Annotated in this window: 20 protein-coding genes; 16 read left to right on the top strand and 4 right to left on the bottom strand. The window is 72.3% G+C overall.

Going from position 1 to position 24,829, the window contains the following annotated elements:
* Positions 1-279: 279 nt before the first annotated feature.
* The 4 genes from OOK34_RS20530 to OOK34_RS20545 all read right to left on the bottom strand — a co-directional run bounded on the left by OOK34_RS20530 (position 280) and on the right by OOK34_RS20545 (position 5,753).
* Entirely contained in the window at positions 280-2,667 is a 2,388-nt protein-coding gene (locus tag OOK34_RS20530) for a DUF3488 and transglutaminase-like domain-containing protein (protein ID WP_267035317.1), read from the bottom strand.
* A gap of 29 nt (positions 2,668-2,696) precedes the next feature.
* A complete protein-coding gene (locus OOK34_RS20535) occupies positions 2,697-4,055 on the bottom strand; it encodes a DUF58 domain-containing protein (RefSeq protein ID WP_267035318.1) in 1,359 nt (452 codons plus the stop codon).
* Positions 4,055-5,065 carry a MoxR family ATPase gene (locus OOK34_RS20540; RefSeq protein WP_267035319.1) on the bottom strand — a complete coding sequence of 337 codons (1,011 nt, stop codon included), beginning with the start codon at positions 5,063-5,065 and terminating at the stop codon, positions 4,055-4,057. The genes OOK34_RS20535 and OOK34_RS20540 overlap by 1 nt, the downstream gene beginning before the upstream one ends.
* A 136-nt stretch (positions 5,066-5,201) precedes the next feature.
* Entirely contained in the window at positions 5,202-5,753 is a 552-nt protein-coding gene (locus OOK34_RS20545) for a carbonic anhydrase (RefSeq protein WP_267035320.1), read from the bottom strand.
* 311 nt (positions 5,754-6,064) lie between these two features.
* Between OOK34_RS20545 and rsmH the strand changes: the two genes are divergently transcribed.
* The 16 genes from rsmH to OOK34_RS20625 all read left to right on the top strand — a co-directional run bounded on the left by rsmH (position 6,065) and on the right by OOK34_RS20625 (position 24,482).
* On the top strand, positions 6,065-7,024 hold the full coding sequence (gene rsmH, locus OOK34_RS20550; protein WP_267035321.1) for a 16S rRNA (cytosine(1402)-N(4))-methyltransferase RsmH: 960 nt from the start codon (positions 6,065-6,067) through the stop codon (positions 7,022-7,024).
* Positions 7,021-7,497: a hypothetical protein gene (locus OOK34_RS20555; protein ID WP_267035322.1), complete on the top strand. Its 477-nt coding sequence runs from the start codon at positions 7,021-7,023 to the stop codon at positions 7,495-7,497. Before rsmH ends, OOK34_RS20555 begins: the two co-directional genes overlap by 4 nt.
* Before the next feature lie 507 nt (positions 7,498-8,004).
* Entirely contained in the window at positions 8,005-9,975 is a 1,971-nt protein-coding gene (locus tag OOK34_RS20560; RefSeq protein ID WP_267035323.1) for a penicillin-binding protein 2, read from the top strand.
* A gap of 37 nt (positions 9,976-10,012) precedes the next feature.
* Positions 10,013-11,707 (top strand): UDP-N-acetylmuramoyl-L-alanyl-D-glutamate--2,6-diaminopimelate ligase, encoded by a 1,695-nt coding sequence (locus OOK34_RS20565; RefSeq protein WP_267035324.1) that lies wholly within the window; start codon positions 10,013-10,015, stop codon positions 11,705-11,707.
* Positions 11,704-13,128, top strand: a complete 1,425-nt coding sequence (gene murF, locus OOK34_RS20570; protein ID WP_267035325.1) for a UDP-N-acetylmuramoyl-tripeptide--D-alanyl-D-alanine ligase — start codon at positions 11,704-11,706, stop codon at positions 13,126-13,128. The genes OOK34_RS20565 and murF overlap by 4 nt, the downstream gene beginning before the upstream one ends.
* Positions 13,125-14,195 (top strand): phospho-N-acetylmuramoyl-pentapeptide-transferase, encoded by a 1,071-nt coding sequence (mraY, locus tag OOK34_RS20575; RefSeq protein WP_267035326.1) that lies wholly within the window; start codon positions 13,125-13,127, stop codon positions 14,193-14,195. The genes murF and mraY overlap by 4 nt, the downstream gene beginning before the upstream one ends.
* Positions 14,177-15,658: a UDP-N-acetylmuramoyl-L-alanine--D-glutamate ligase gene (murD, locus tag OOK34_RS20580; RefSeq protein WP_267035327.1), complete on the top strand. Its 1,482-nt coding sequence runs from the start codon at positions 14,177-14,179 to the stop codon at positions 15,656-15,658. Before mraY ends, murD begins: the two co-directional genes overlap by 19 nt.
* A 70-nt stretch (positions 15,659-15,728) precedes the next feature.
* Positions 15,729-17,090, top strand: coding sequence for a putative lipid II flippase FtsW (gene ftsW, locus OOK34_RS20585; RefSeq protein WP_267035328.1), 1,362 nt, complete (start codon positions 15,729-15,731; stop codon positions 17,088-17,090).
* A gap of 6 nt (positions 17,091-17,096) precedes the next feature.
* The gene (gene murG, locus OOK34_RS20590; protein ID WP_267035329.1) at positions 17,097-18,191 is read left to right on the top strand and encodes an undecaprenyldiphospho-muramoylpentapeptide beta-N-acetylglucosaminyltransferase; all 1,095 of its coding nucleotides are present in this window, start codon (positions 17,097-17,099) and stop codon (positions 18,189-18,191) included.
* 178 nt (positions 18,192-18,369) lie between these two features.
* Positions 18,370-19,056 carry a cell division protein FtsQ/DivIB gene (locus tag OOK34_RS20595; RefSeq protein WP_267036838.1) on the top strand — a complete coding sequence of 229 codons (687 nt, stop codon included), beginning with the start codon at positions 18,370-18,372 and terminating at the stop codon, positions 19,054-19,056.
* A gap of 280 nt (positions 19,057-19,336) precedes the next feature.
* Complete coding sequence (gene ftsZ, locus OOK34_RS20600) at positions 19,337-20,539, top strand: cell division protein FtsZ (protein WP_267035330.1); 1,203 nt, start codon at positions 19,337-19,339, stop codon at positions 20,537-20,539.
* The gene (pgeF, locus tag OOK34_RS20605) at positions 20,536-21,318 is read left to right on the top strand and encodes a peptidoglycan editing factor PgeF (RefSeq protein ID WP_267035331.1); all 783 of its coding nucleotides are present in this window, start codon (positions 20,536-20,538) and stop codon (positions 21,316-21,318) included. The genes ftsZ and pgeF overlap by 4 nt, the downstream gene beginning before the upstream one ends.
* Complete coding sequence (locus OOK34_RS20610) at positions 21,315-22,034, top strand: YggS family pyridoxal phosphate-dependent enzyme (RefSeq protein ID WP_267035332.1); 720 nt, start codon at positions 21,315-21,317, stop codon at positions 22,032-22,034. The genes pgeF and OOK34_RS20610 overlap by 4 nt, the downstream gene beginning before the upstream one ends.
* A gap of 170 nt (positions 22,035-22,204) precedes the next feature.
* Positions 22,205-22,822, top strand: a complete 618-nt coding sequence (locus OOK34_RS20615) for a cell division protein SepF (protein WP_267035333.1) — start codon at positions 22,205-22,207, stop codon at positions 22,820-22,822.
* Between the two features lie 60 nt (positions 22,823-22,882).
* On the top strand, positions 22,883-23,179 hold the full coding sequence (locus OOK34_RS20620; protein WP_030155988.1) for a YggT family protein: 297 nt from the start codon (positions 22,883-22,885) through the stop codon (positions 23,177-23,179).
* An 82-nt stretch (positions 23,180-23,261) separates the two neighbouring features.
* A complete protein-coding gene (locus tag OOK34_RS20625; protein ID WP_267035334.1) occupies positions 23,262-24,482 on the top strand; it encodes a DivIVA domain-containing protein in 1,221 nt (406 codons plus the stop codon).
* Positions 24,483-24,829: the final 347 nt, after the last annotated feature.

The following is a 24,829-nucleotide window of genomic DNA, read 5'->3' on the forward strand; positions in this document are numbered from 1 at the left end:
CGTCCGGCGCGCGGACGGCGTAGAACTGAGTATCCGTACTCAGGCGCACAGATGAGTACGCGTACGGATGGGCTCCCACCTGCGAAGACAGCAGACTGGAGCCATGGACAGGGGCGTTCGGCCCGCACCGCGGACACGGGGCCGCGGAGCGGACCGGGCCCCTGGCCGGGAGCGGTACGGCGAACGCCGGTGCGGTCGGACTCGGGGGGAACGAGCCCGACCACACCGGCGTTGGCCTTTTTGACGCGCCGCTCGCGCCGCAGCGGCGGCCCGGTCGGGTCAGCCGCGGTTCCGTAGGGGGAGGCGGAGGCGGGTGGTGAGGGCTGTCGCGCGGGCCGAGGCGGCGGAGGCGCGGAGCGAGAGGGCGGCGGTCACGCGCGCCGCCGAGCGGGGGAGCAGGAGCGCCCGCAGGCGGGCCCACCGCCCCACGGCGGCCAGCAGGGCCGCACGGGCCAGGCGTACGTCGGCGGCCAGCCCCGGGTACGAGACGTCCGCGCCGGGCGGGGCGTACAGCGCCCGCTCCACCGCGCCCGCGACCCGGTGCACCGCCTCGGCGGCGTCCCCGTCCAGCCGGCCCAGGACCACGACCCGCCCCGCCGCCCGGCGCGGCGAGAGCGCCTCGTCGGGCGGGATGTTCACGTCCCAGGCGCTGTCGCCCAGCTCCCGCCAGGCGGCCAGGACATCGGGGGAGGACAGTCTCCGGTCCCGGAGGCGGCGGCGCCACAGCAGGGGCAGCAGCGGGAGCCCCAGCACGGCCAGCGCGGCGGCGGTCCAGCCGAGGACCGCGCCCACCGGCACGCCGCCGGAGCCCGCACCGGTGTCCTGCTGGGCGGCCGGCCCGCCGCACTCGCCGAGCTTCTTCAGCTCCGGCGGGCACGCCTCGCTCTGCGACGGCGCGGGCGCCGCCGCCGACGCGGACTGCGAGGGCAGCGCGGACGGCGCGGACGGCTGCGGGGCCGGGGCCTCGGTACGGCTGTAGTCCGGCACCGAGATGCCCGACCGGGGCGTCGGCTCGAAGCGGGTCCAGCCCACGCCCTCGAAGTACAGCTCGGGCCAGGCGTGCGCGTCCCGCATCGAGACGTTCACGCTGCCGTCGGACTGCTTCTCGCCCGGGGTGAAACCGACCGCCACCCGCGCCGGGATGCCCAGCGTGCGCGACATCGCCGCCATCGAGAAGGCGAAGTGGACGCAGAAGCCCTCCTTGTCCTCCAGGAAGCGGGCGATGGCCTGCGAACCCGTCCCCGAGGACACCTTCGTGTCGTAGCGGAAGCCGCCGTTCACCGCGAAGAAGTCCTGGAGCTTCACGGCCCGCGTGTAGTCGTCCTGCGCGCCCTGGGTGACCCGCCGCGCCGTCTCCGCCACCACCGGCGGCAGGTTGTCCGGCAGCTTGGTGTACTCCGCCTGTACGAGGGGGTTCGCGCTCGGGGCGGCCTGGAGCTCCGCGGCCGTGGGCCGCAGCAGCAGGCTCCGTACGGTGTACTGCGCGCCCTGCACGTTCTGGAAGCGGTCCTTGGCCAGCTGGTCCCCGACCAGGGTCCGGCCGGCGGGCTCGTACCGCCACTTCCCGGCGATGTCGATCTGCGTCGCCGGGTACGGCATCGGCAGGTAGCGCTGGGCGTACGTCTCCGCCGCCGAGACGGTGGTGCGCACCTCGAGCGCGCTCCCGCGCACCCGCTCGCTCAGCCCCGACGGGTTCGGCAGCCGCTCCGGGACGTCCGTCAGCGGGCGCCCGGAGGCCTCCCACTTGACCCCGTTGAACTCGTCCAGCGCCAGGATCCGCAGGTACTGCTCGCCGAGCTGCGGGCTGTCCGTGCGGTACTTGAGGACCACCCGGTTGTCCTGCGCGTTCAGGCTGCTCTGCAGCGAGACCAGCGGGTTCACCGCCGAGATCGTGCCGCCGCCCCGGCCCGCCGCGCCCGACTCGTCGCCCGGGGCGCCCAGCAGCCCGCCGCCGAGCGCCGGCAGCGCGGCCGGCACCGCCAGCGCCAGACCCAGCGCGACCACGCCGATCCGGCGCCCGGTGCGTACGGGGGCCACGGCCCGGCCGCCGCCGCCCGAGCCGCCGCCGTACCCCGAGGCCGCCGACACCCGGGTGCTGGGGGCCGCGCCGAAGACCCGGCCCCACTGGGCCAGCCGGTCGCGCCCCTCCGACAGCAGCAGCAACAGGTAGCCCGCGCCGGCCAGCAGGAAGGCGAACCAGGCGCCGCCCTGGCCCGTCGACAGCCCGGCGGCCACCGAATACAGCGCCAGCAGCGGCAGCCCGGCCGCCGCGGCCGTCCGCAGCGTCACCGCCAGTACGTCCACCAGCAGCCCGATCAGCAGCACCCCGGCCAGCAGCAGCAGCCGGATGCCGTCGGTCAGCGGGGCCGGTATGGCGAACTCGCCCACGTCCCGCACGCCCTGCTGGAACAGCGACCCGAAGTCGGTGACCAGGAAGGACAGCGGCCCGCTCCCGGTGGACTCGGCCTTCCCCGCGAAGAGGAAGGCGAGCAGCAGCAGCGACACCAGCAGCTGCGCCGCCACGGTCAGCGACCGGGCCAGCGGCACCCGCCGCGCCCCGGCCCCCACCGCGGCCTGCACCCCGAGCAGGGCCGCCGCCTGGAGCAGCCAGCCCGAGGACTCCACCAGCGGGGCCAGTGACCAGGAGGTCAGCAGCGTCGCCAGCATTCCGAAGAGCGTCACTCGTGTCCGCCCGCTCATCCCCGGCCTCCGGAGGTCTGCGCGCCGAGGGGAGCGTTCCCGGCCTGCCGCCACAGCTCGGCGAAGGCGGCGCCGGGCGGGACGGCCAGCGCCGTCCAGCCCGCGTCCCGCAGCCTGCGCAGCCGCTCCTCCGCCCGCGAGGGCGCTCCGGCCCAGGTCGCGGAGTCCAGTACGAACGCCACCGCGCCCGCGCTGCGCTGCCGCATCCGGGCCGCCATTTCCGTCTGTGTGTCGTCGAGGTCGCCGAAGAAGGCGATGAGCAGGCCGTCGCCGCCGGAGGAGGCGAGGCCCGCTCCGCCGCCGCGGACCGCTTCGTAGGCGCGGCCCAGCCCGCTCCCGCCGGAGTGGCCGACGACCGCGAGGGTGTCCATCATCAGCCCGGCCGCCTCGGCGGACTCCGGCCCGCCGGAGGAGAAGCCCCCGCCGCCCTCGCCGGGGACCGAGTCGCCGGTGTCGGTCAGCAGCCGCACCGAGAACCCCTGCTCGAGGACGTGCAGCAGGGTGGAGGCGGCGGCCGACACCGCCCACTCGAAGGCGGAGTCGGGGCCCGCGCCCTCGTAGGCCAGGTCGCGGGTGTCCAGCAGGACGGTGGCCTTGCTGCGCTGGGGCTGCTCCTCGCGGCGCACCATCAGCTCGCCGTAGCGGGCGGTGGAGCGCCAGTGGACCCGGCGCAGGTCGTCGCCCCGCCGGTAGGTGCGCGGGATCACGTCGTCGTCCCCGGCCAGCGCGAGCGAGCGGCGGCTGCCGTCGCCGTAGCCGCCGGCCTCGCCGGTCATCCGGACCGGGGGCAGGGGCTGGGTGCGGGGGACGACCGTGAGGGTGTCGTAGGTGCTGAAGGAGCGGGTCAGCTCGACCAGCCCGAAGGGGTCGGTCAGGCGCAGCTGGAGGGGGCCGAGCGGGTAGCGGCCGCGCAGGTCGGAGCGGACCCGGTAGGACACCTCGCGGCGGCCGCCGGACTCGACCCGGTCCAGTACGAAGCGGGGCCGCGGCCCCAGGACGTACGGCACCCGGTCCTGGAGCATCAGCAGCCCCGTGGGCACCCGGGAGACGTTCTCCAGCCGCAGCTGGACCCGCGCCTCGCCGCCGGCGGGCACCCGGGGCGGGGTCAGGAGGCGGCCGGCGGTGACCCGGTAGCGGGTGCGGTGCAGGGCGAGGACGCAGATCAGCGGCAGGACGACGAGCAGCAGCCCGACCCGCAGGAGCTGGCCCTGGCCCAGGACGTACGCGCAGACGGCGGCGGCGGTTCCGGCGGCCAGGAACGAGCGGCCGCGGGTGGTCAGCCCGGCCAGCGAGGCGCGCAGCCCCCCGGGATCCCTCACGTGCCCGCCGGCGCCGTGCGGGGCACCGGCGCTCATCAGAAGCTCCGGGGGCCCGCGGCGGGCGGCATCTCGCCGCGGGCGTGCGCGGCGGGGACGGGGGTGCGCTGGAGGATGTCGTGGACGACCTGCTCGGCGGTGCGCCGGTTCAGCTGGGCCTGCGCGGTGGGCAGCAGCCGGTGCGCGAGGACGGGCGCGGCCAGTGCCTGCACGTCGTCGGGCAGGACGTAGTCCCGGCCGGCCAGGGCGGCGGAGGCCTTCACGGCGCGCAGCAGGTGCAGGGTGGCGCGGGGCGAGGCGCCCAGGCGCAGGTCCGGGTGGCTGCGGGTGGCGGAGACCAGGTCCACCACGTAGCGGCGTACGGGCGCGGCGACGTACACCTCGCGGACGGCCTCTATCAGCTTGACCACGTCGTGGGCGTGCGCGACGGCGGTGAGGTCGTCGAGCGGGGAGAGCCCGCCGTGCACGTCGAGCATCTGGAGCTCGGCCTCGGGGCTGGGGTAGCCGACGGAGACGCGGGCCATGAAGCGGTCGCGCTGGGCCTCGGGGAGGGGGTAGGTGCCCTCCATCTCCACCGGGTTCTGGGTCGCGACGACCATGAACGGGCTGGGCAGGGTGTAGGTGGTGCCGTCGACGGTGACCTGGCGCTCCTCCATCGACTCCAGCAGCGCCGACTGGGTCTTGGGGGAGGCGCGGTTGATCTCGTCGCCGATGACGATCTGCGCGAAGATCGCGCCGGGCTTGAACTCGAACTCGCGGCGCTGCTGGTCGTAGATGCTGACGCCCGTGATGTCGGAGGGCAGCAGGTCCGGGGTGAACTGGATGCGCTGCACCGAACAGTCGATGGACTTGGCAAGCGTCTTGGCCAGCATCGTCTTACCGACGCCGGGGACGTCCTCGATCAGGAGGTGGCCCTCGGCCAGCAGCACGGTCAGCGCGATCCGGACGACCTCGGGCTTGCCCTCGATCACGCTCTCGACCGACCGGCGGACCCGCTCGGCCGTGCTGGTCAGATCAGCGAGGCTCGCTCGGTCGTCGTACGTGGTCACCTGGTTCTCCTCGACCCTTTCTCAGGGCCGACGCTGTTGGCGCATGAACCGGCCCACCCCGAAACACGGACACCGGCCCGGACGAGTTCCGGGTGACGTCTCCCCGCATTCTTGACGGCGTCCGGCGCTCTGTCACTCAGCTGGCCGGATCGATCTCCCGCAGGAGGCCGGTGTGCACGTCGAAGACGAAGCCTCGCACATCGTCCTTGAAGGGCAGGAAGGGGTTCGTCCGGACCCGCTGCATCGACTGGCGGACGTCCTGGTCAACGTCGCGGAAGGCCTCCACGGCCCAGGCGGGGCGCTGGCCGACCTCGTCCTCCAGCTCGTGCCGGAAGTCCTCGGTCAGGCTTTCGAGGCCACAGCCGGTGTGGTGGATGAGTATGACCGCGCGGGTGCCCAGGGCCCGCTGGCTGATGGTGAGCGAGCGGATGGTGTCGTCGGTGACGACCCCGCCGGCGTTGCGGATGGTGTGGCAGTCGCCGAGCTCCAGGCCCAGCGCCTTGTGCAGGTCGAGACGGGCGTCCATGCAGGCCACGACGGCCACGTGCAGGACGGGGCGGGCGTCCATGCCGGGGTCGCTGAACTCCGCGGCGTACTGACGGTTCGCCTCCACCAGCCGGTCCGTGACGGATTCGCCGCTGGATGCCTCGGGAGCGGAGTGGGCGGGCAGGGATGCGGAAGTCGTCATGGTTATGACGTTAGTGGTCACAGCGCGGTGCGGCATTGAGTGAGGATGGACAAAGAAGGTCAACAAGCCTTGTTGTGAGCTAACCCACAGGGGTGAGGTGGAGGCCGCTGTTCGGGTGATTCGCGGCATTTGGGCTTTCGCTCGGGGGAGGGCGCACCGGGCGCGGGGCGGTTCGTTGACCGCGGCGACCGTTGCACTAAAGTGGCGCGAACCGGCCGGAGCCCGGCCCTCACCGGCCGCCCGGCCCCCTGGTAACACTCCGCGTGCGCGGCGCGGCGTATGCCTGCCGCGCCGTTATCTGAGAGGGCGCTTTGACTAGCGAGTCCCGACATGTCCCGGTGATGCTCCAGCGGTGCCTGGACCTGTTGGCCCCGGCGCTGGAGAGGCCGGGGGCGGTCGTCGTCGACTGCACCCTCGGCCTCGGCGGCCACAGCGAGGCCCTGCTGACCCGGTTCCCCGAGGCGCACCTGATCGGCCTCGACCGCGACAAGGAGGCCCTGCGGCTCTCCGGGGAACGCCTCGCGCCCTTCGGCGACCGGGCCACCCTCGTCCACGCGATCTACGCCGACCTCGCCGAGGTGCTCGACAGCCTGGGGATCCCGACCGTCCAGGGCATCCTCTTCGACCTCGGCGTCTCCTCCATGCAGCTCGACGAGGCCGACCGAGGGTTCGCGTACGCGCAGGACGCTCCGCTGGACATGCGCATGGACCAGACGACCGGCATCAGCGCCGCCGAGGTCCTCAACACGTACGCGCCGGGCGAGCTGGTGCGGATCCTGCGCCAGTACGGCGAGGAGAAGCAGGCCAAGCGGATCGTGTCGGCGGTCGTGCGCGAACGGGAGAAGGAACCCTTCTCGAACAGCGCCCGCCTCGTGGAGCTCATCCGCGACGCCCTGCCGCAGGCGGCCAAGCGCACCGGCGGCAACCCCGCCAAGCGGACCTTCCAGGCCCTGCGCATCGAGGTCAACGGCGAGCTGTCCGGGCTGGAGCGGGCCATTCCGGCGGCGGTCGACCGGATCGCGGTCGGCGGGCGGATCGCGGTGCTCTCGTACCACTCCCTGGAGGACCGGCTCGTCAAGCAGGTCTTCGCCGCCGGCGCCACCTCGACGGCCCCGCCCGGGCTGCCGGTCGTACCGGAGAAGTACCAGCCGAAGCTGAAGCTGCTGACGCGGGGCGCGGAGCTGCCGACCGAGGAGGAGATCGCCGAGAACCGGCGGGCCGCCCCGGCCCGGTTCCGGGGCGTCGAACGCATCCGCGAGGCGCGACTGTGACCAAGGCCCGCGGGGGCGGCCGGGTGCGGCCGGGGGGCGGCGGGGCGGCGCGGATGCCGTTCGTCCTGCTGGTGGTGGCGCTGCTCGCGGGCGGGCTGATCAGCCTGCTGCTGCTGAACTCGGCGCTGAACCAGGGCTCCTTCCAGCTGAGCCGGCTGAAGAAGGAGACCACCGTCCTGACGGACGAGCAGCAGGCGCTCCAGCGGGACGTCGACGGCTACTCGGCGCCGGACGCGCTTCAGCGGCGGGCGCGCGAGCTGGGGCTGGTGCCGGGGGGCAGCCCCGTCTTCCTCGGCCCCGACGGCAGGACCGCGGGCACCCCCTCCCCGGCGGAGGCCCCGGCCCCGCCGCCGGCCGCCCCGGCCCCGGCCTCCCAGGCCCCGGCGCCGCCGCCGGCCGCCGCCCAGAACCCCGACACCCCGGCCGCGGCCTCCGGCGGCACCCCGCAGCCCACTCCGACCCCAGGCAGGTGACGTCGTGACGCGGACCCCTCCGGGGCTCCTCCCCGCCCCGCCCTCGCTCCGTTCCCCCGGCCCCGCACGGGACCGCTGCCCTGCGGGGCCGTCCCCTACCCGCCCTTCCACCTCCCCCAGACTCCGTCCGGGGGGACCCCCAGCCTCAGACGCCGGCGCGGCTCATAAGACCCGGGGCTCCGCCCCGGCCCCCGGGTGGGGCTGCGCGCATCCGGTCGGCGCGGCTCCAGACACGGCGCTCCGCGCCCGCGCCTCAATCGCCGGCGCGGCTCCAAGGACCCGGGGCTCCGCCCCGGACCCCAGGTGGGGCTGCGCGCATCCCGCGGGCGCGGCTCCAGGCACGGCCTCAAACGCCGGCGGGGCTGGAAGTGCGCTGCGTGCGCTCCAGCACCACCAGGCGGGAATCCCAGCCCCGCCGGCGATTGAGGCGCGGGGTCTGGGGCGGGGCCCCAGGGGCTGGGGCGCAGGCCCGTCGGGCACCCGCAGGCCCCGCCGGGGAGGGTGGCGGTGAGCCCCAAGGAGCCGCCGCGGCGGGTGCCGGGGCCGGCGCGGGCCCGGGCGACGGCCCGGCCAGGGCAGGGGCGCACCCGGCACACCATCCGGCTCGGCAGCCCCAAACCCCGGCTGCGCCTGGTCAGCGTCGGGCTGACCCTCGTCATGCTCGCCTTCGTCGTCCGGCTCCTCCAGGTGCAGGCCGTCGACGCCTCCGCGTACTCCGCCAAGGCCACCGAGAACCGCTTCGCCAGCCACACCCTGGCCGCCGAGCGCGGGGAGATCACCGACCGCAAGGGCGTGGCCCTGGCCACCAGCGTCGACGCGTACGACATCACCGCCGACCCGAAGATGTTCACCCCGCAGGAGAGCAAGGCCCCCGACGCCCCCGAACAGGCCGCGGCCCTCCTCGCGCCCATCCTCGGAGCGGACCCGAAGGAACTCACCGCACGGCTCCAGACCAAGAACACCCGCTACGTGATCCTGGCCCGCCGCCAGACCCCCCAGGTCTGGAACCAGATCAAGGACCTCAAGAAGCTCTTCGCCGACAAGGCGGCCGCCGACAAGAAGAAGAACGGCCCCGGCGCCAACGTCATCGCCGGGGTGTTCAACGAGGTCAGCAGCAAGCGCGTGTACCCGAACGGCGACCTCGCCGCCGGGATACTGGGTTACGTCAACGCCGAGGGCAAGGGCGGCGGCGGCCTGGAGTCCTCCCTCGACAAGAAGCTGGCCGGCAAGGACGGCGAGCTGACCTACGCCCAGTCCGGCGGCCGCCGCGTCCCCACCGCGGGATCCAGCGAGAAGCCCGCCGTACCCGGCGACGACATCGAGCTGACCATCGACCGCGACATCCAGTGGGCCGCGCAGAGCGCCATCAGCGAACAGGTCGAGAAGTCCGGCGCCGACCGCGGCTACGTCATCGTCCAGGACACCCGCACCGGCGAGGTGCTGGCCATGGCCAACGCCCCCGGCTTCGACCCGAACGACCTGACGAAGGCCAGGTCCGCCGCCATGGGCAATGCCGCGCTCCAGGACGTGTACGAGCCCGGCTCCACCGCCAAGGTGATGTCGATGGCCGCCGTGCTGGAGGAGAAGAAGGCCCGCCCCGACACCCACGTCGAGGTCCCCAACCGGCTGCACCGCGGCGACCGGCTGTTCAAGGACGACGTCGACCACCCCACCTGGTACCTGACCCTCAACGGGGTCCTCGCCAAGTCCTCCAACATCGGCACCATCCTGGCCACCGGCCAGCTCGGCGCCACCCAGACCGAGGCCAACAAGGTCCTGTACTCGTACCTGGACAAATTCGGCATCGGACGCCCCACCGGCCTGAACTACCCCGGCGAATCCCGCGGGATCCTCGCCAGGCCCGAGGCCTGGTCCACCTCCCAGCAGTACACGATCCCCTTCGGCCAGGGCCTGTCCCTCAACGCCATGCAGGCGGCCTCCGTGTACTCCACCATCGCCAACGGCGGGGTCCGGATCACCCCGACCCTGGTGCGCGGCACCAAGGGCCCCGACGGCCGCTTCACCCCGGCCCCGGCACCCGAGCAGGCCCGCGTGATCAGCCCCGAGACGGCCAGGACCCTCTCCGAGATGCTCGAGTCCGTGGTCGACGACCAGGAGGGCACCGGCACCAGGGCGAAGATCCCCGGCTACCGGGTCGGCGGCAAGACCGGCACCTCCAACCGGGTGGATCCGGCCACCGGCCGCTACAAGGGCTACACCGCCTCCTTCGCCGGCTTCGCCCCCGCCGACAACCCCCGCGTCACCGTCTACTGCGCCATCCAGAACCCCACCAAGGGCAGCTACTTCGGCGGCCAGATCTGCGGCCCGATCTACAAGACGGTGATGGAGTTCGCCCTCAAGACCCTCCAGGTCGCACCCACCGGAGCGGCCCCCGCCGGCCTGCCCGTGACCTACGACGCGGGCCCTGCGCCCGCAGCCCAGAACAGTGCACCGCCCAGTCCGCAGCCCGGACAGTGAACCGGCCGTCCGGCCAGAAAAGCGTGAGGCACCATCAGTGACATCGATCACCCCGAAACCCGGGAACCAGACGGCCGCCGGAGCCCCGGCAGGGCCCTCGCTTCGCGAGCGGCCCGCCGCGCCCGGTACGCTCACCGCCGTGCCCCACGCTGATCAGCCCAGAACCGCCCAGAAAGACGCCCCGGCAGCGCCGCCGGGAGCGCCCCGGCCCGTGTCCGCCCGCCCGACCCCGCTGGGCGAGCTGGCCACCCTGCTGGGTCTGCCCGAGTCCGGCGCCGCTCAGATCACCGGCATCACGCACGACTCCCGTGCCGTGCGACCCGGAGACCTGTACGCGGCCCTGCCCGGCGCCCGGCTGCACGGCGCGGACTTCGCCGCCCAGGCGGCCGCCCTCGGCGCCGCCGCCGTGCTGACCGACCCGGAGGGCGCCGAGCGCGCCGCCGCGACCGGCCTGCCGGTCCTGGCCGTCGCCGACCCGCGCGGCCGGATGGGCGAGCTGGCCGCCGAGATCTACGGACGCCCCGGGGAGGCCCTGCTCCAGCTCGGCATCACCGGCACCTCCGGCAAGACGACCACCGCGTACCTCGTCGAAGGCGGGCTGCGCGCGGCCGGACGTACCACCGGACTCGTCGGCACCGTCGAGATGCGCATCGGCGACGAACGCATCAAGTCCGAGCGGACCACCCCCGAGGCCACCGACCTCCAGGCCCTGTTCGCCGTCATGCGCGAACGCGGCGTCGAGGCCGTGGCCATGGAGGTCTCCAGCCACGCCCTGGTCCTGGGCCGGGTCGACGGCTGCGTCTTCGACGTCGCCGTCTTCAACAACCTGAGCCCGGAGCACATGGAGTTCCACACCGGCATGGAGGACTACTTCCAGGCCAAGGCCCAGCTCTTCACCGAGCGCCGGGCCCGCCTCGGCGTGGTCAACATCGACGACGAGTACGGCCGCCGCCTCGCCAAGGAGTCGCCGATCCCGGTCGTCACCTTCTCCGCCGCCGGCGACCCGGCCGCCGACTGGCGCGCCGAGGACGTGGTCAGCGGCCACATGGACTCCACCCTGACCCTGGTCGGGCCCGCAGGACAGCGCGTACGGGCCACCGCCCCGCTGCCCGGCCCGTTCAACGTCGCCAACACCGTCGCCGCGATCGTCACGCTCGCGGCCGCCGGACTCGACCCGCAGACCGCCGCCGACGGCGTCGCCGCGGTCCCCGGGGTCCCCGGCCGGCTGGAGCGGGTCGACGCGGGACAGCCGTACCTGGCCGTCGTCGACTACGCCCACAAGACGGACGCCGTCGAGTCGGTGCTGCGCGCCCTGCGCGAGGTCACCACCGGCCGGCTGCACATCGTCCTCGGCTGCGGCGGCGACCGCGACACCACCAAGCGCGGCCCGATGGGCGCCGCGGCGGCCCGGTACGCCGACACCGCCGTGCTGACCTCCGACAACCCGCGCTCCGAGGACCCCCTGAGGATCCTCGCCGCGATGTTCGAGGGCGCCGTCTCGGTGCCCGCCGGGGAACGCGGCACCGTCCTCGTCGACGCCGACCGGGCCGCGGCCATCGCCGCCGCCGTCGCGCGCGCCGAGGCCGGAGACACCGTGCTCGTGGCCGGCAAGGGCCACGAGCAGGGCCAGGACACCGCGGGCGTCGTACGCCCCTTCGACGACCGCGCCGTGCTGCGCGCGGCCATCGAGAACCAGCAGCGCAGCGACCGACAGGCCGAGGTGAACCAGTGATCGCCCTTTCCCTCGCCGAGATCGCCGACATCACCGGCGGGCGGCCCCACGACATACCGGATCCGGCGGTGCGGACCGGCGGACCCGTCGTCATCGACTCCCGCCAGGTGGAGCCCGGCAGCCTCTTCGCCGCCTTCGAGGGCGAGCACGTCGACGGCCACGACTACGCCGAGCGCGCCGTCGCCGCCGGAGCCGTCGCCGTCCTCGCCGCCCGGCCCGTCGGCGTACCGGCGATCGTCGTGCCCGACGTGGAGAAGGCGCTCGGCGCCCTCGCCCGCACCGTCGTCGAACGTCTCGGCACCGACGTGGTGGCCCTGACCGGCTCGGCCGGCAAGACCTCCACCAAGGACCTGATCGCCCAGGTGCTCCAGCACCACGCGCCCACCGTGTGGACGCCGGGCTCCCTGAACAACGAGATCGGCCTGCCGCTCACGGCCCTGAAGGCCACCGAGGACACCCGGCACCTGGTCCTGGAGATGGGCGCCCGCGGGATCGGCCACATCGCCTACCTGACCGGCCTGACCCCGCCGCGCATCGGCCTCGTCCTGAACGTCGGCACCGCCCACATCGGCGAGTTCGGCGGCCGCGAGGCCATCGCCCAGGCCAAGGGGGAGCTGGTCGAGGCCCTGCCGGCCGAGGCAGAGGGCGGGGTCGCCGTCCTCAACGCCGACGACCTGCTGGTGCGTGCCATGTCCGCCCGCACGAAGGCCCGTACGGTGCTCTTCGGAGAGGCCGAGGACGCCGACGTACGCGCCACCGAGGTGCGGATGACGCCCGCGGGGCAGCCCTCCTTCACACTCCACACACCGACCGGGTGCAGCGATGTGACCTTGCGGCTGTACGGTGAGCACCACGTGTCGAACGCGCTCGCCGCGGCCGCCGTCGCCCATGTCCTGGGCATGCCGGTCGAGGAGATCGCCACAGCGCTCTCCGGAGCGGGCACGCTGTCCCGGTGGCGGATGGAGGTCACCGAGCGCGAGGACGGCGTGACGATCGTCAACGACGCCTACAACGCGAACCCGGAGTCCATGCGGGCCGCCCTGCGCGCACTCGTCGCGATGGGGGAGGCCGGCAAGGCGGACGGGGGACGTACGTGGGCGGTACTCGGCCCCATGGCCGAGCTCGGCGACGCATCGCTGGCCGAGCACGACGCGGTGGGGCGGCTTGCCGTCCGGCTCAACGTGAGCAGGCTCGTGGCAGTCGGGGGCAGGGAAGCGTCCTGGCTGCAACTGGGCGCATATAACGAGGGTTCGTGGGGTGAGGAGTCGGTGCTCGTGTCCGACGCGCAGGCGGCGGTCGACCTGTTGCGCAGTGAGCTGCGCCCGGGGGACGTCGTGCTGGTGAAGGCTTCCAGGTCGGTCGGCCTGGAGCGGGTCGCGCTGGCGTTGCTGGAGCGCGAGGGCGGGGTCGCCGACCGATGAGGCAGATCCTGTTCGCCGGTGTCATCGGCATGTTCCTCACCGTCATCGGCACCCCGCTGCTGATCAAGCTGCTGGCCCGCAAGGGCTACGGCCAGTTCATCCGTGACGACGGCCCGCGCGGCCACGCGGGGAAGAAGGGCACGCCCACCATGGGCGGTATCTCCTTCATCCTGGCGACGATCATCGCGTACGCCCTGACCAAGGTCATCACGGGCGAGGAGCCGAGTTTCTCGGGCCTGCTCGTGCTGTTCCTGATGGCGGGCATGGGCCTGGTCGGTTACCTGGACGACTACATCAAGATCGTCAAGAGGCGTTCGCTCGGTCTGCGGGCCAAGGCCAAGATGGCCGGCCAGCTGATCGTCGGCATCGCCTTCGCGGTGCTCGCGCTCCAGTTCAAGGACTCGCGCGGACTGACCCCGGCCTCGGAGAAGCTGTCGTTCGTCACGGACTTCGGCTGGTCCATCGGCCCGGTGCTGTTCGTGGTCTGGGCCCTGTTCATGATCCTGGCCATGTCCAACGGCGTGAACCTGACCGACGGTCTGGACGGCCTCGCCACCGGCGCCGCCGTGATGGTCTTCGGCGCCTACACCTTCATCGGCGTCTGGCAGTTCCAGGAGTCCTGCGCCAACGCGGCGACGCTGACGAACCCCAACGCCTGCTTCGAGGTGCGCGACCCGCTGGACCTCGCGGTCGTCGCCTCCGCCCTGATGGGAGCCTGTTTCGGCTTCCTGTGGTGGAACACCTCGCCCGCCAAGATCTTCATGGGCGACACCGGTTCGCTCGCGCTCGGCGGCGCGCTCGCGGGCCTCGCCATCTGCTCCCGCACGGAGTTCCTGATGGCGCTCCTGGGCGGCCTCTTCGTGCTCATCACGATGTCGGTCGTCATCCAGGTCGGCTCCTTCAAGATGACCGGCAAGCGAGTCTTCCGGATGGCCCCGCTCCAGCACCACTTCGAACTCAAGGGGTGGTCCGAAGTCCTTGTCGTGGTCCGCTTCTGGATCATCCAGGGCATGTGCGTGATCGTGGGTCTCGGTCTCTTCTACGCGGGATGGGCAGCAGACAAGTGACCTCCTGGCAGGACAGGAACATCACCGTCGCCGGTCTCGGCGTGAGCGGCATCAGCGCCGCCCGCGCCCTGGCCGGCCTCGGTGCCGTTGTGACCGTCGTCGACGGCGGGGACAGCGAGGGCCACCGGGCCCGGGCCGCGGAGCTGGAGGCGGCGGGGATCTCCGTACGCCTGAACGACGCCGAGACCCTGCCCGAGGGCACCGAGCTGGTCGTCACCTCGCCCGGCTGGAAGCCCGACGGCCCGCTCTTCCTGGCGGCCGCCAAGGCCGGCGTGGACGTCGTCGGCGACGTCGAGATCGCCTGGCAGCTCCGCGAGACCGGCGCGCAGCGGCGTGCGGCGGCGTCCGGTGAGCCCCGCAGGGAACCGGCGCCGTGGCTGGCGATCACCGGGACCAACGGCAAGACCACCACCACCCAGATGCTGGCCTCGATCCTGAAGGCGGCCGGTCTGAAGACCGCGGCCGTCGGCAACATCGGCACGCCCATCATCGACGTGGTGACCGGCGAGGAGGAGTACGACGTCCTCGCCGTCGAACTCTCCAGCTACCAGCTGCACTGGGCGCCCTCGGTGCGCGCCCACTCGGCGGCCGTGCTCAACCTGGCCCCGGACCACCTCGACTGGCACGGCTCCATGGAGGCGTACGCCGCCGACAAGGGCCGCATCTACGAGGGCAACACGGTCGCCTGCGTCTACAACGCCGCCGACCCGGCCACCGAGAAGCTGGTCGAGGAAGCCGACGTCGAGGAGGGCTGCCGGGCGATCGGCTTCACCCTCGGCGCCCCCGGCCCCTCCATGCTCGGCGTGGTCGACGGGATCCTCGTCGACCGGGCCTTCGTGGAGAACCGGCAGAAGAACGCCCAGGAGCTGGCGCACGTCGACGACGTCAACCCGCCCGCCCCGCACAACATCGCCAACGCGCTCGCCGCGGCGGCCCTGGCCCGCGCCTTCGGCGTGGAGCCGCGGGCGGTCCGCGACGGGCTGCGCGACTTCCGCCCCGACGCGCACCGCGTCGCGTACGTGGACGAGGTCGACGGGGTCAGGTACGTCGACGACTCCAAGGCCACCAACACCCACGCCGCGGAGGCCTCCCTGGCGGCCTTCGAGCCGGTCGTCTGGATCGCCGGAGGCCTCGCCAAGGGAGCCACCTTCGACGAGCTGGTCCAGAGGTCCGCGAAGCGGCTGCGCGGCGCCGTGCTCATCGGCGCCGACCGGGCGCTGATCGCCGAGGCGCTGGCGCGACACGCCCCCGAGGTCCCGGTGACCGACCTCGACCGGACCGACACTGGGGCGATGCTCGCAGCGGTCCGGGAAGCGGCCCGCCTGGCGGAGCCCGGAGACACGGTCCTGCTGGCACCCGCGTGTGCCTCGATGGACATGTTCGCGAACTACAACAAGCGTGGGGACGCGTTCGCCGACGCGGTGCGCGAACTGGCCACCGGGAGCGCCGCGGACACGGCCTAGGCCGAGGACGCCGGTACAGGTTCCCTCCGGCCGGCTGCTCGCCTCGTACGAGTGGAGGGGAAGGTCACAGATGCCGGCCAAGCAGATGCTGCCGGGGCGGCGGCCCGCCGCCGTCAAGGCGCAGGGCCGCAAGCGTCCGGCAGCCGGTGCCAAGCGCCCCGCCGGGCGCGGGCCGCTGGCGGGGCTGCGGCGTACGCAGCGGCAGTTGAGCAAGGCCTGGGACCGCCCCCTTACGGCGTATTACCTGATTTTCGGCAGCTCGTTGCTCATCACCGTGCTCGGCCTGGTGATGGTCTACTCGGCGTCCATGATCAAGGCGCTCCAGCTGGGCCTGGGCGACGCGTACTTCTTCAAGAAGCAGTTCCTGGCCGCCCTCATCGGCGGCGTCCTGCTCTTCGCCGCCTCCCGGATGCCGGTCAAACTGCACCGGGCGCTGTCCTATCCGGTGCTCGCCGGCACCCTGTTCCTGATGGTCCTGGTCCAGGTCCCCGGGATAGGGGTCTCGATCAACGGCAACCAGAACTGGATCTCCCTGGGCGGTCCGTTCATGCTCCAGCCCAGCGAGTTCGGCAAGCTGGCGCTGATCCTGTGGGGCGCCGACCTGCTGGCCCGCAAGGGCGACAAGGGGCTGCTGAGCCAGTGGAAGCACCTGCTGGTGCCGCTGGTCCCGGTGGCCTTCCTGCTGCTCGGACTGATCATGCTCGGCGGGGACATGGGCACCGCGATGATCCTCGGAGCCGTCCTCTTCGGGCTGCTGTGGCTGGCCGGGGCCCCGACGAGGCTGTTCGTGGGCGTGCTGGCCTTCGCGGGTGTGATCGTCGCACTGCTGATCAAGACCAGCCCGCACCGCATGGACCGGCTCGCCTGCCTCGGGGCGACAGAACCGGGCAAGAACGACCTCTGCTGGCAAGCCGTGCACGGAATCTATGCACTCGCATCCGGTGGATGGTTCGGTTCCGGCCTGGGTGCCAGTGTGGAAAAATGGGGGCAACTCCCCGAAGCCCACACCGACTTCATCTTTGCCATCACCGGTGAGGAACTGGGCCTGGCGGGGACGCTGTCGGTGCTCGCCCTGTTCGCGGCTCTAGGCTATGCGGGTATCCGCGTGGCCGGACGCACGGAGGACTCCTTCGTACGGTTTGCCGCGGGAGGCGTGACCACCTGGATCACGGCCCAGGCCGTGATCAACATCGGTGCGGTGCTCGGCTTGCTGCCGATCGCCGGGGTCCCCCTCCCGCTGTTCTCCTACGGAGGGTCGGCCCTGCTTCCGACCATGTTCGCGGTCGGACTGCTCATCGCCTTCGCGCGGGAGGAGCCGGCGGCGCGAGCGGCGCTCGCGATGCGACAGCCCAGAACGGGCTGGAAGCGGAGCGGGCCGATATGGAAGTCGATGAGACGGCGCGTCAAGAGGCGTCCGTCCGGAGAGCGGTGAATTTCGGTGCATGTCGTACTCGCCGGTGGGGGGACCGCCGGCCACATCGAGCCCGCGCTCGCCCTCGCGGACGCCCTGCGCAGGCAGGACCCGACCGTGGGCATCACCGCCCTCGGTACGGAACGCGGCCTTGAGACCCGTCTGGTGCCGGAGCGCGGCTACGAGCTGGGGCTCATCCCGGCCGTTCCGCTGCCCCGCAAGCCCACCCCCGAGCTGATCACCGTCCCAGGACGGCTGCGCGGCACGATCAAGGCCGCCGAGGAGATCCTCACGCGGACCAAGGCGGACTGCGTCGTCGGCTTCGGCGGCTACGTGGCCCTGCCCGGCTACCTCGCCGCCAAGCGGCTCGGGGTGCCGATCATCGTCCACGAGGCCAACGCCCGGCCCGGACTGGCCAACAAGATCGGCTCCCGCTACGCGCACGCCGTCGCGGTGTCCACCCCGGACAGCAAGCTGCGCGGCGCCCGCTACGTGGGCATCCCGCTGCGCCGGTCGATCTCCACCCTGGACCGGGCCGCCGTCCGCCCCGAGGCGCGCGCCGCCTTCGGCCTGGACCCGAACCTGCCGACGCTGCTGGTCTCCGGCGGCTCCCAGGGCGCCCGCCGCCTCAACGAGGTGATCCAGCAGGTCGCTCCGGTCCTCCAGCGCTCCGGGATCCAGATCCTGCACGCGGTCGGCCCGAAGAACGAACTGCCGCGTGTCGACAACATGCCCGGGATGCCGCCGTATGTGCCGGTACCGTACGTGGACCGGATGGATCTCGCGTACGCCGCCGCCGACATGATGCTGTGCCGCGCGGGTGCGATGACCGTCGCCGAACTCTCCGCCGTCGGGCTGCCGGCCGCCTACGTACCGCTGCCGATCGGCAACGGCGAACAGCGGCTCAACGCCCAGCCGGTGGTCAAGGCCGGCGGCGGCCTGCTCGTCGACGACGCGGAACTGACCCCCGAGTGGGTGCTCGGCCAGGTCCTGCCGGTGCTGTCCGATCCGCACCGCCTGTACGAGATGTCCCGCGCGGCTTCCGAGTTCGGCCGCCGGGACGCCGACGAACTCCTCGTCGGCCTGGTCTACGAGGCAATCGCGGCCCGCGCTAACCGCTGACCCAGGAGGCACAGGAGTGGCCGGAGCGACGACGGCACAGCGCGGCCCATCCGGCCCGTCCGGCCGGGCGGGCCGGGGCGGCAAGGGCGCGGGTTCGCCCAAGCCGCCCGGGCCGCCCAAGTCGTCGAAGGGATCCGGCCCGCGGGGCCCCGGTGGCGCGAGGGCGCGCCGGGTCCCCGTGCTGGTCTGCCTCGTCGCCGCGGTGCTCCTCGCCGCCGGCGTCACCTGGGCGCTCTACGGCTCCTCCTGGCTCCGCGTCGAGAAGGTCACGGCCTCCGGCACCCAGGTGCTCACCCCCGAGCAGGTCCTCACCGCCGCGGCGGTGCCCGTCGGCGCACCCCTGGTGAGCGTCGACACCGACGAGATCGCGAGCCGGCTCCGCGGCCGGCTGCCCCGCATCGATTCGGTCGATGTGGTGCGGTCCTGGCCGCACGGGATCGCGCTGAAGGTGACGGAACGCAAGCCGGTCCTGCTCATCAAGAAGGACGCGGAGTTCGTCGAAGTGGACGCTTCCGGTGTGCGATTCGACACGGTCCGGCAGGCACCCGGCGGCGTTCCGGTCCTCGAACTGGCCGCGGAGGGCTCGCCGAGCGCCCGCCGTTTCGACGGCGAACGGCTGCTGCGCGAGGCCGTCGGCATCGCCGGAAGCCTCCCCGAGGCCATCGCCAAAGAGACGCTGCAGATCAAGGTGCGGTCGTACGATTCGGTCGTGCTGGAGCTGACGAAGGGCCGCACGGTCGTATGGGGGAGCGGCGAACTGGGTGAGGCCAAAGGCCGGGCCCTGACGGCTCTGCTGAAAGCCTCGCCCAAGGCTGACCACTTCGACGTGAGCGTTCCCACGGCACCTGCGGTGTCCGGGAGTTGACGTCAGGTCGAACACCGACGCACCCTGGTTGGCCACCGATACGGGTGATCACATAGGGTGAAAAGAAAAACGGGAGGTTCGGCGTGTTCGTTGAACACGCGCTACTTGTCGACTTAGTGTCCTGTTCGGAAGAGTCCAAGGAACAGACACACCCCTAACCCTAAACTTCAGGGTGAGGGTTCGGGTCGGCGCGTACGGACCGTCCCACATTTCGGCATCAGTCGTCGCAACGCAGGCCCGCGAGGCGGCGACACGTAACTCGAGGCGAGAGGCCTTCGACGTGGCAGCACCGCAGAACTACCTCGCAGTCATCAAGGTCATCGGTGTCGGCGGCGGTGGTGTCAATGCCATCAACCGAATGATCGAGGTCGGTCTCAAGGGCGTCGAGTTCATCGCCATCAACACCGACGCCCAGGCGCTGTTGATGAGCGACGCCGACGTCAAGCTCGACGTCGGCCGTGAACTCACCCGGGGCCTCGGCGCGGGAGCCAACCCGGCCGTCGGCCGCAAGGCGGCAGAGGACCACCGCGAGGAGATCGAGGAGGTCCTCAAGGGGGCCGACATGGTCTTCGTCACCGCCGGCGAGGGCGGCGGCACCGGCACCGGCGGCGCACCCGTCGTCGCCAACATCGCGCGCTCGCTGGGCGCCCTGACGATCGGTGTGGTCACCCGGCCGTTCACCTTCGAGGGCCGGCGCCGCGCGAACCAGGCGGAGGACGGCATCGCCGAGCTCCGCGAAGAGGTCGACACCCTCATCGTCATCCCCAACGACCGGCTGCTGTCCATCTCGGACCGCCAGGTCAGCGTGCTCGACGCCTTCAAGTCGGCCGACCAGGTCCTGCTCTCCGGCGTCCAGGGCATCACCGACCTCATCACCACTCCGGGTCTGATCAACCTCGACTTCGCCGACGTCAAGTCCGTGATGTCCGAGGCCGGCTCGGCCCTGATGGGCATCGGCTCCGCCCGCGGCGACGACCGCGCGGTGGCCGCCGCCGAGATGGCGATCTCCTCGCCGCTGCTCGAGGCGTCCATCGACGGGGCGCGGGGCGTACTGCTCTCCATCTCCGGCGGCTCGGACCTCGGCCTGTTCGAGATCAACGAGGCCGCGCAGCTGGTGAGCGAGGCCGCGCACCCCGAGGCGAACATCATCTTCGGTGCCGTCATCGACGACGCCCTCGGCGACGAGGTGCGCGTCACCGTCATCGCCGCCGGCTTCGACGGGGGCCAGCCCCCGGCCCGCCGGGACAACGTGATCGGCGCGGCGTCCACCAAGCGCGAGGAGCCGGCCCCGGCGCCGGTCCGCGCGCCCGAGCCGGTCCGCCCGGCCTTCGGCGGACTCGGCACGGTCACCCCCCGTGAGGAGCCCCCGGCGCCGGTGGAGATCCCGGTCGAGGCCGTGGCTCCCGCGCCGCAGGTCCCGACGGCCCGGCCCTACCAGGACAGCCCGGCCGAAGAGCTGGATGTACCGGACTTCTTGAAGTGACACTGGGGCAGCACAGCGAGAACGGCGCCCACTTCGCCTTCACCGACCGGTGGGGCGGGGTGAGCGCCGTTCCGTACGAGGAGCTCAATCTCGGCGGCGCGGTCGGAGACGACCCGGCCGCCGTTCGCGCGAACCGGGCGATCGCGGCCGAAACCCTGGGCATCGACGCGGACCTGGTGGTCTGGATGAACCAGGTGCACGGGCGGGACGTGGCCGTGGTGGACGGCCCCTGGGGCGGCGGGGAGCAGATCCCGGCGGTGGACGCCGTGGTGACCGCCCGTCGGGGGCTCGCCCTCGCGGTGCTCACCGCCGACTGCACTCCGGTCCTGCTGGCCGACCCCGTCGCCGGGATCGCCGGCGCCGCCCACGCCGGGCGGCCCGGGCTGGTCGCCGGGGTGGTGCCCGCCGCCGTCGAGGCGATGGTGGCCCTCGGCGCCGACCCCGCGCGCATGGTCGCCCGTACCGGACCGGCCGTCTGCGGACACTGCTACGAGGTTCCGGCCGAGATGCGGGAGGCCGTCGCCGAAGTGGTGCCGGCCGCGTGGGCCGAGACCAGCTGGGGGACACCGGCCGTCGACGTGGTCGCCGGGGTGCACGCGCAGCTGGCCGAGGCGGGGGTGGCGCACGCGCACCGTTCGCCGGTCTGCACACTGGAGTCGCGGGACCACTTCTCGTACCGCCGCGACCGGGTGACCGGGCGCCTTGCCGGATATGTCTGGTTGGACACTGTGTCTTCCCGGGGGACAACCCCCGGACCCCCGGTAGGAAAAGAGCAATGACGGATCGTAAGGCCGAGCTCGCCGAGAACCTCGAGCGGGTGGAGGAACGTATCTCGGCCGCCTGCGCGGCGGCCGGACGCAAGCGGGACGAGGTGACCCTCATCGTGGTCACCAAGACCTACCCGGCAAGCGACGTACGACTGCTGGCGGACCTGGGTGTCCGTCATGTTGCGGAAAATCGTGACCAGGACGCCGCCCCCAAGGCCGCCGCCTGCGCGGATCTGCCGCTGAGCTGGCATTTCGTGGGCCAGTTGCAGACGAACAAAGTCCGTTCCGTGGCGGGATACGCGCAAGTGGTGCAGTCGGTCGACCGGCCGAAGCTCGTCACGGCGCTGTCGGCGGCGGCGGAGAGCCAGGGGCGCGAACTCGGCTGCCTCGTACAGATCGCGCTCGACGCCGAAACGGGGGAGCGCGGAGCCCGGGGCGGCGCCGCGCCCGACCTCATGGCCGAGTTGGCGGACCTCGTGGCCGGCGCGCCGGGGCTGCGGATCGACGGTCTCATGACCGTCGCCCCCCTGGCGGGTCCCTACGCGGGACGCGAACAGGCCGCCTTCGAGCGGATGATGGAATTGTCATCAAGCCTGCGCGCGGCCCATCCGGCTGCCACGATGGTGTCGGCCGGAATGAGCGCCGACCTGGAACAGGCCGTGCGGGCGGGTGCGACACATGTACGCGTCGGCACTGCGGTACTCGGCGCGAGACCCCGGCTCGGGTAACGTCGCGAAGAAAGTCGGACCACAGCAGAAAATATGGTCATTTCCGCAGATGAGCGGACAGACCACGTGGATCGCGGGCAGTTGGTGACTTTGGTGACACAGCTACTTTGCTGACGGACACTCGACACCTGCGGACAGGGCGATCCACCACAGAGCGGAGGACTCGGAGAATGGCCGGCGCGATGCGCAAGATGGCGGTCTACCTCGGCCTCGTGGAGGACGACCGGTACGACAACCCGGGGTACGACCCCGATGACGAGTTCGAGCCCGAGCCGGAGCCGGAGCGGGCACGGGACCGGGATCGCAGACAGCAGCCGGTGCACCAAACGCCCGTATCGGACGAACCGGTACGAGTCGTACAGCCCCCGGCTCCGCGGGAACCCCTCCCAATTCCGTCAGAAAACGGACGTCCCGCGCGAATTGCCCCCGTGGCATCCATCACACCTGACCGCACCAACCTGGAGAAGAACGCCCCCGTGATCATGCCCAAGGTCGTCTCCGAGCGGGAGCCGTACCGCATCACGACGCTGCACCCCCGGACCTACAACGAGGCCCGTACCATCGGGGAACACTTCCGTGAGGGCACTCCGGTGATCATGAATCTCACGGAGATGGACGACACGGACGCGAAGCGTCTCGTGGACTTCGCCGCCGGTCTTGTCTTCGGTCTGCACGGCAGTATTGAACGCGTGACACAGAAGGTGTTCCTGCTGTCTCCTGCTAACGTCGATGTCACGGCGGAGGACAAGGCCCGCATCGCGGAGGGCGGGTTCTTCAACCAAAGCTAGACCGATCCGTCAGATACGGGGCCGGGAACAGAGCGGTAGCAGGGGAGAGGGAAGCACGGGATGGGCGTCGCACTGCAGGTGGTCTACATCGCGCTGATGTGCTTCCTCATCGTGCTGATCTTCCGACTGGTCATGGACTACGTGTTCCAGTTCGCACGTTCATGGACACCCGGCAAGGCGATGGTGGTCGTTCTGGAGGCCACCTACACTGTCACCGATCCACCGCTCAAGCTTCTTCGGCGTTTCATCCCGCCGTTGCGTCTCGGGGGCGTGGCACTCGACCTGTCCTTCTTCGTTCTGATGATCATCGTTTACATCCTCATCAGTTTCGTGAGCACCGCTGCGAGAAGCGTGTGAACGATGAGCTTCCCCGCAGGCGCGGGGACAGTCCAGATACGGTCCTGCCGACTGCCGACGACTACGTAGAGGTGAAGAAGACATGCCGCTGACTCCCGAGGACGTGCGGAACAAGCAGTTCACGACCGTCCGCCTGCGAGAAGGCTATGACGAGGACGAGGTCGACGCCTTCCTCGACGAGGTCGAGTCCGAGCTGACGCGTCTGCTGCGCGAGAACGAGGACCTGCGCGCGAAGCTGGCCGCCGCCACGCGTGCCGCCGCGCAGAACCAGCAGCAGCAGAACATGCGCAAGCCGGAACCCCAGGACCAGCGCGGCCCGGGCGCCCCCGTGCCGGCGGCCATATCCGGCCCGCCGCAGCAGCAGCAGCCGCAGATGGGCCCGCCGCAGCTTCCGGGCGGCCAGCCGCAGCTGCCGCCCGGCCCCGGTGGACACGGACCGCAGGGTCCGGGCCCGATGGGCGGCCCCATGCAGCAGCAGTCCATGGGTGGCCAGCACCCGATGGCGCCGCAGCAGCAGCAGATGGGCCAGCAGCCCATGCAGCAGCAGATGCAGCAGCAGTCCATGGGCGGCCAGAACCAGCTCGGCCAGCCGATGGGCCAGCAGATGCAGCCGATGGGGCAGCAGATGCAGCCCATGGGTCAGCAGATGCAGCCGATGCAGCAGCCGCAGCTCCCGCAGCAGGGCCCCGGTGGCGACAGCGCCGCCCGCGTCCTGTCGCTCGCGCAGCAGACCGCCGACCAGGCGATCGCGGAGGCCCGCTCCGAGGCCAACAAGATCGTCGGCGAGGCGCGCAGCCGCGCCGAGGGCCTGGAGCGGGACGCCCGCGCCAAGGCCGACGCGCTGGAGCGGGACGCGCAGGAGAAGCACCGCGTCGCGATGGGCTCCCTGGAGTCCGCCCGCGCCACGCTGGAGCGCAAGGTCGAGGACCTGCGGGGCTTCGAGCGCGAGTACCGTACGCGACTGAAGTCCTACCTGGAGTCGCAGCTGCGCCAGCTGGAGACCCAGGCCGACGACTCCCTCGCGCCGCCGCGCACCCCGGCCGGTCCGGCTCTGCCGCCGTCGCCGTCGCCCTCGATGGCTCCGGCCGGTGCCATGGGCCACTCGATGAGCAACCCGTCCATGGGCGGCCCGTCCCCGATGGGCGGTCCCTCCCCGATGGCCGGCGGCCCGTCCTACGGCGGCCAGCAGCAGATGTCCCCGGCGATGACCCAGCCGATGGCTCCGGTGCGGCCGGCTGCGCCGCAGCCGATGCAGGCGCCGTCGCCGATGCGGGGCTTCCTGATCGACGAGGACGACAACTAGGCGCCGCCGCCGCGTCTGTCGGCAGTCGCTTCACGGGCCGGGCCCGGTACCCCCACGGGGGCACCGGGCCCGGCCCGTTCCCGTACCCGGGGCGGGTCCCGTGCCGGTGCGGGGGCCGGGTGCGGGGGTGCCGCTGCGCGGGGCGGTCCCCTACCCGCCCTTCGCCCGTTCCCTGGGGCTCCGCCCCAGACCCCGCGCCTCAAACGCCGGCGAGGCTGGATCTTCCAGCCCCGCCGGCGTTGAGGCGCGGGCGCGGAGCGCCGTGTCTGGAGCCCCGCCGGCGATTGAGGCGGGAACGGTGGAAGGGCGGGGCGGGGAGAGAAACAGCTGTGGCCCGGACCCCAGGG

The organism is Streptomyces sp. NBC_00091 (assembly GCF_026343185.1).
GTDB lineage: Bacteria > Actinomycetota > Actinomycetes > Streptomycetales > Streptomycetaceae > Streptomyces.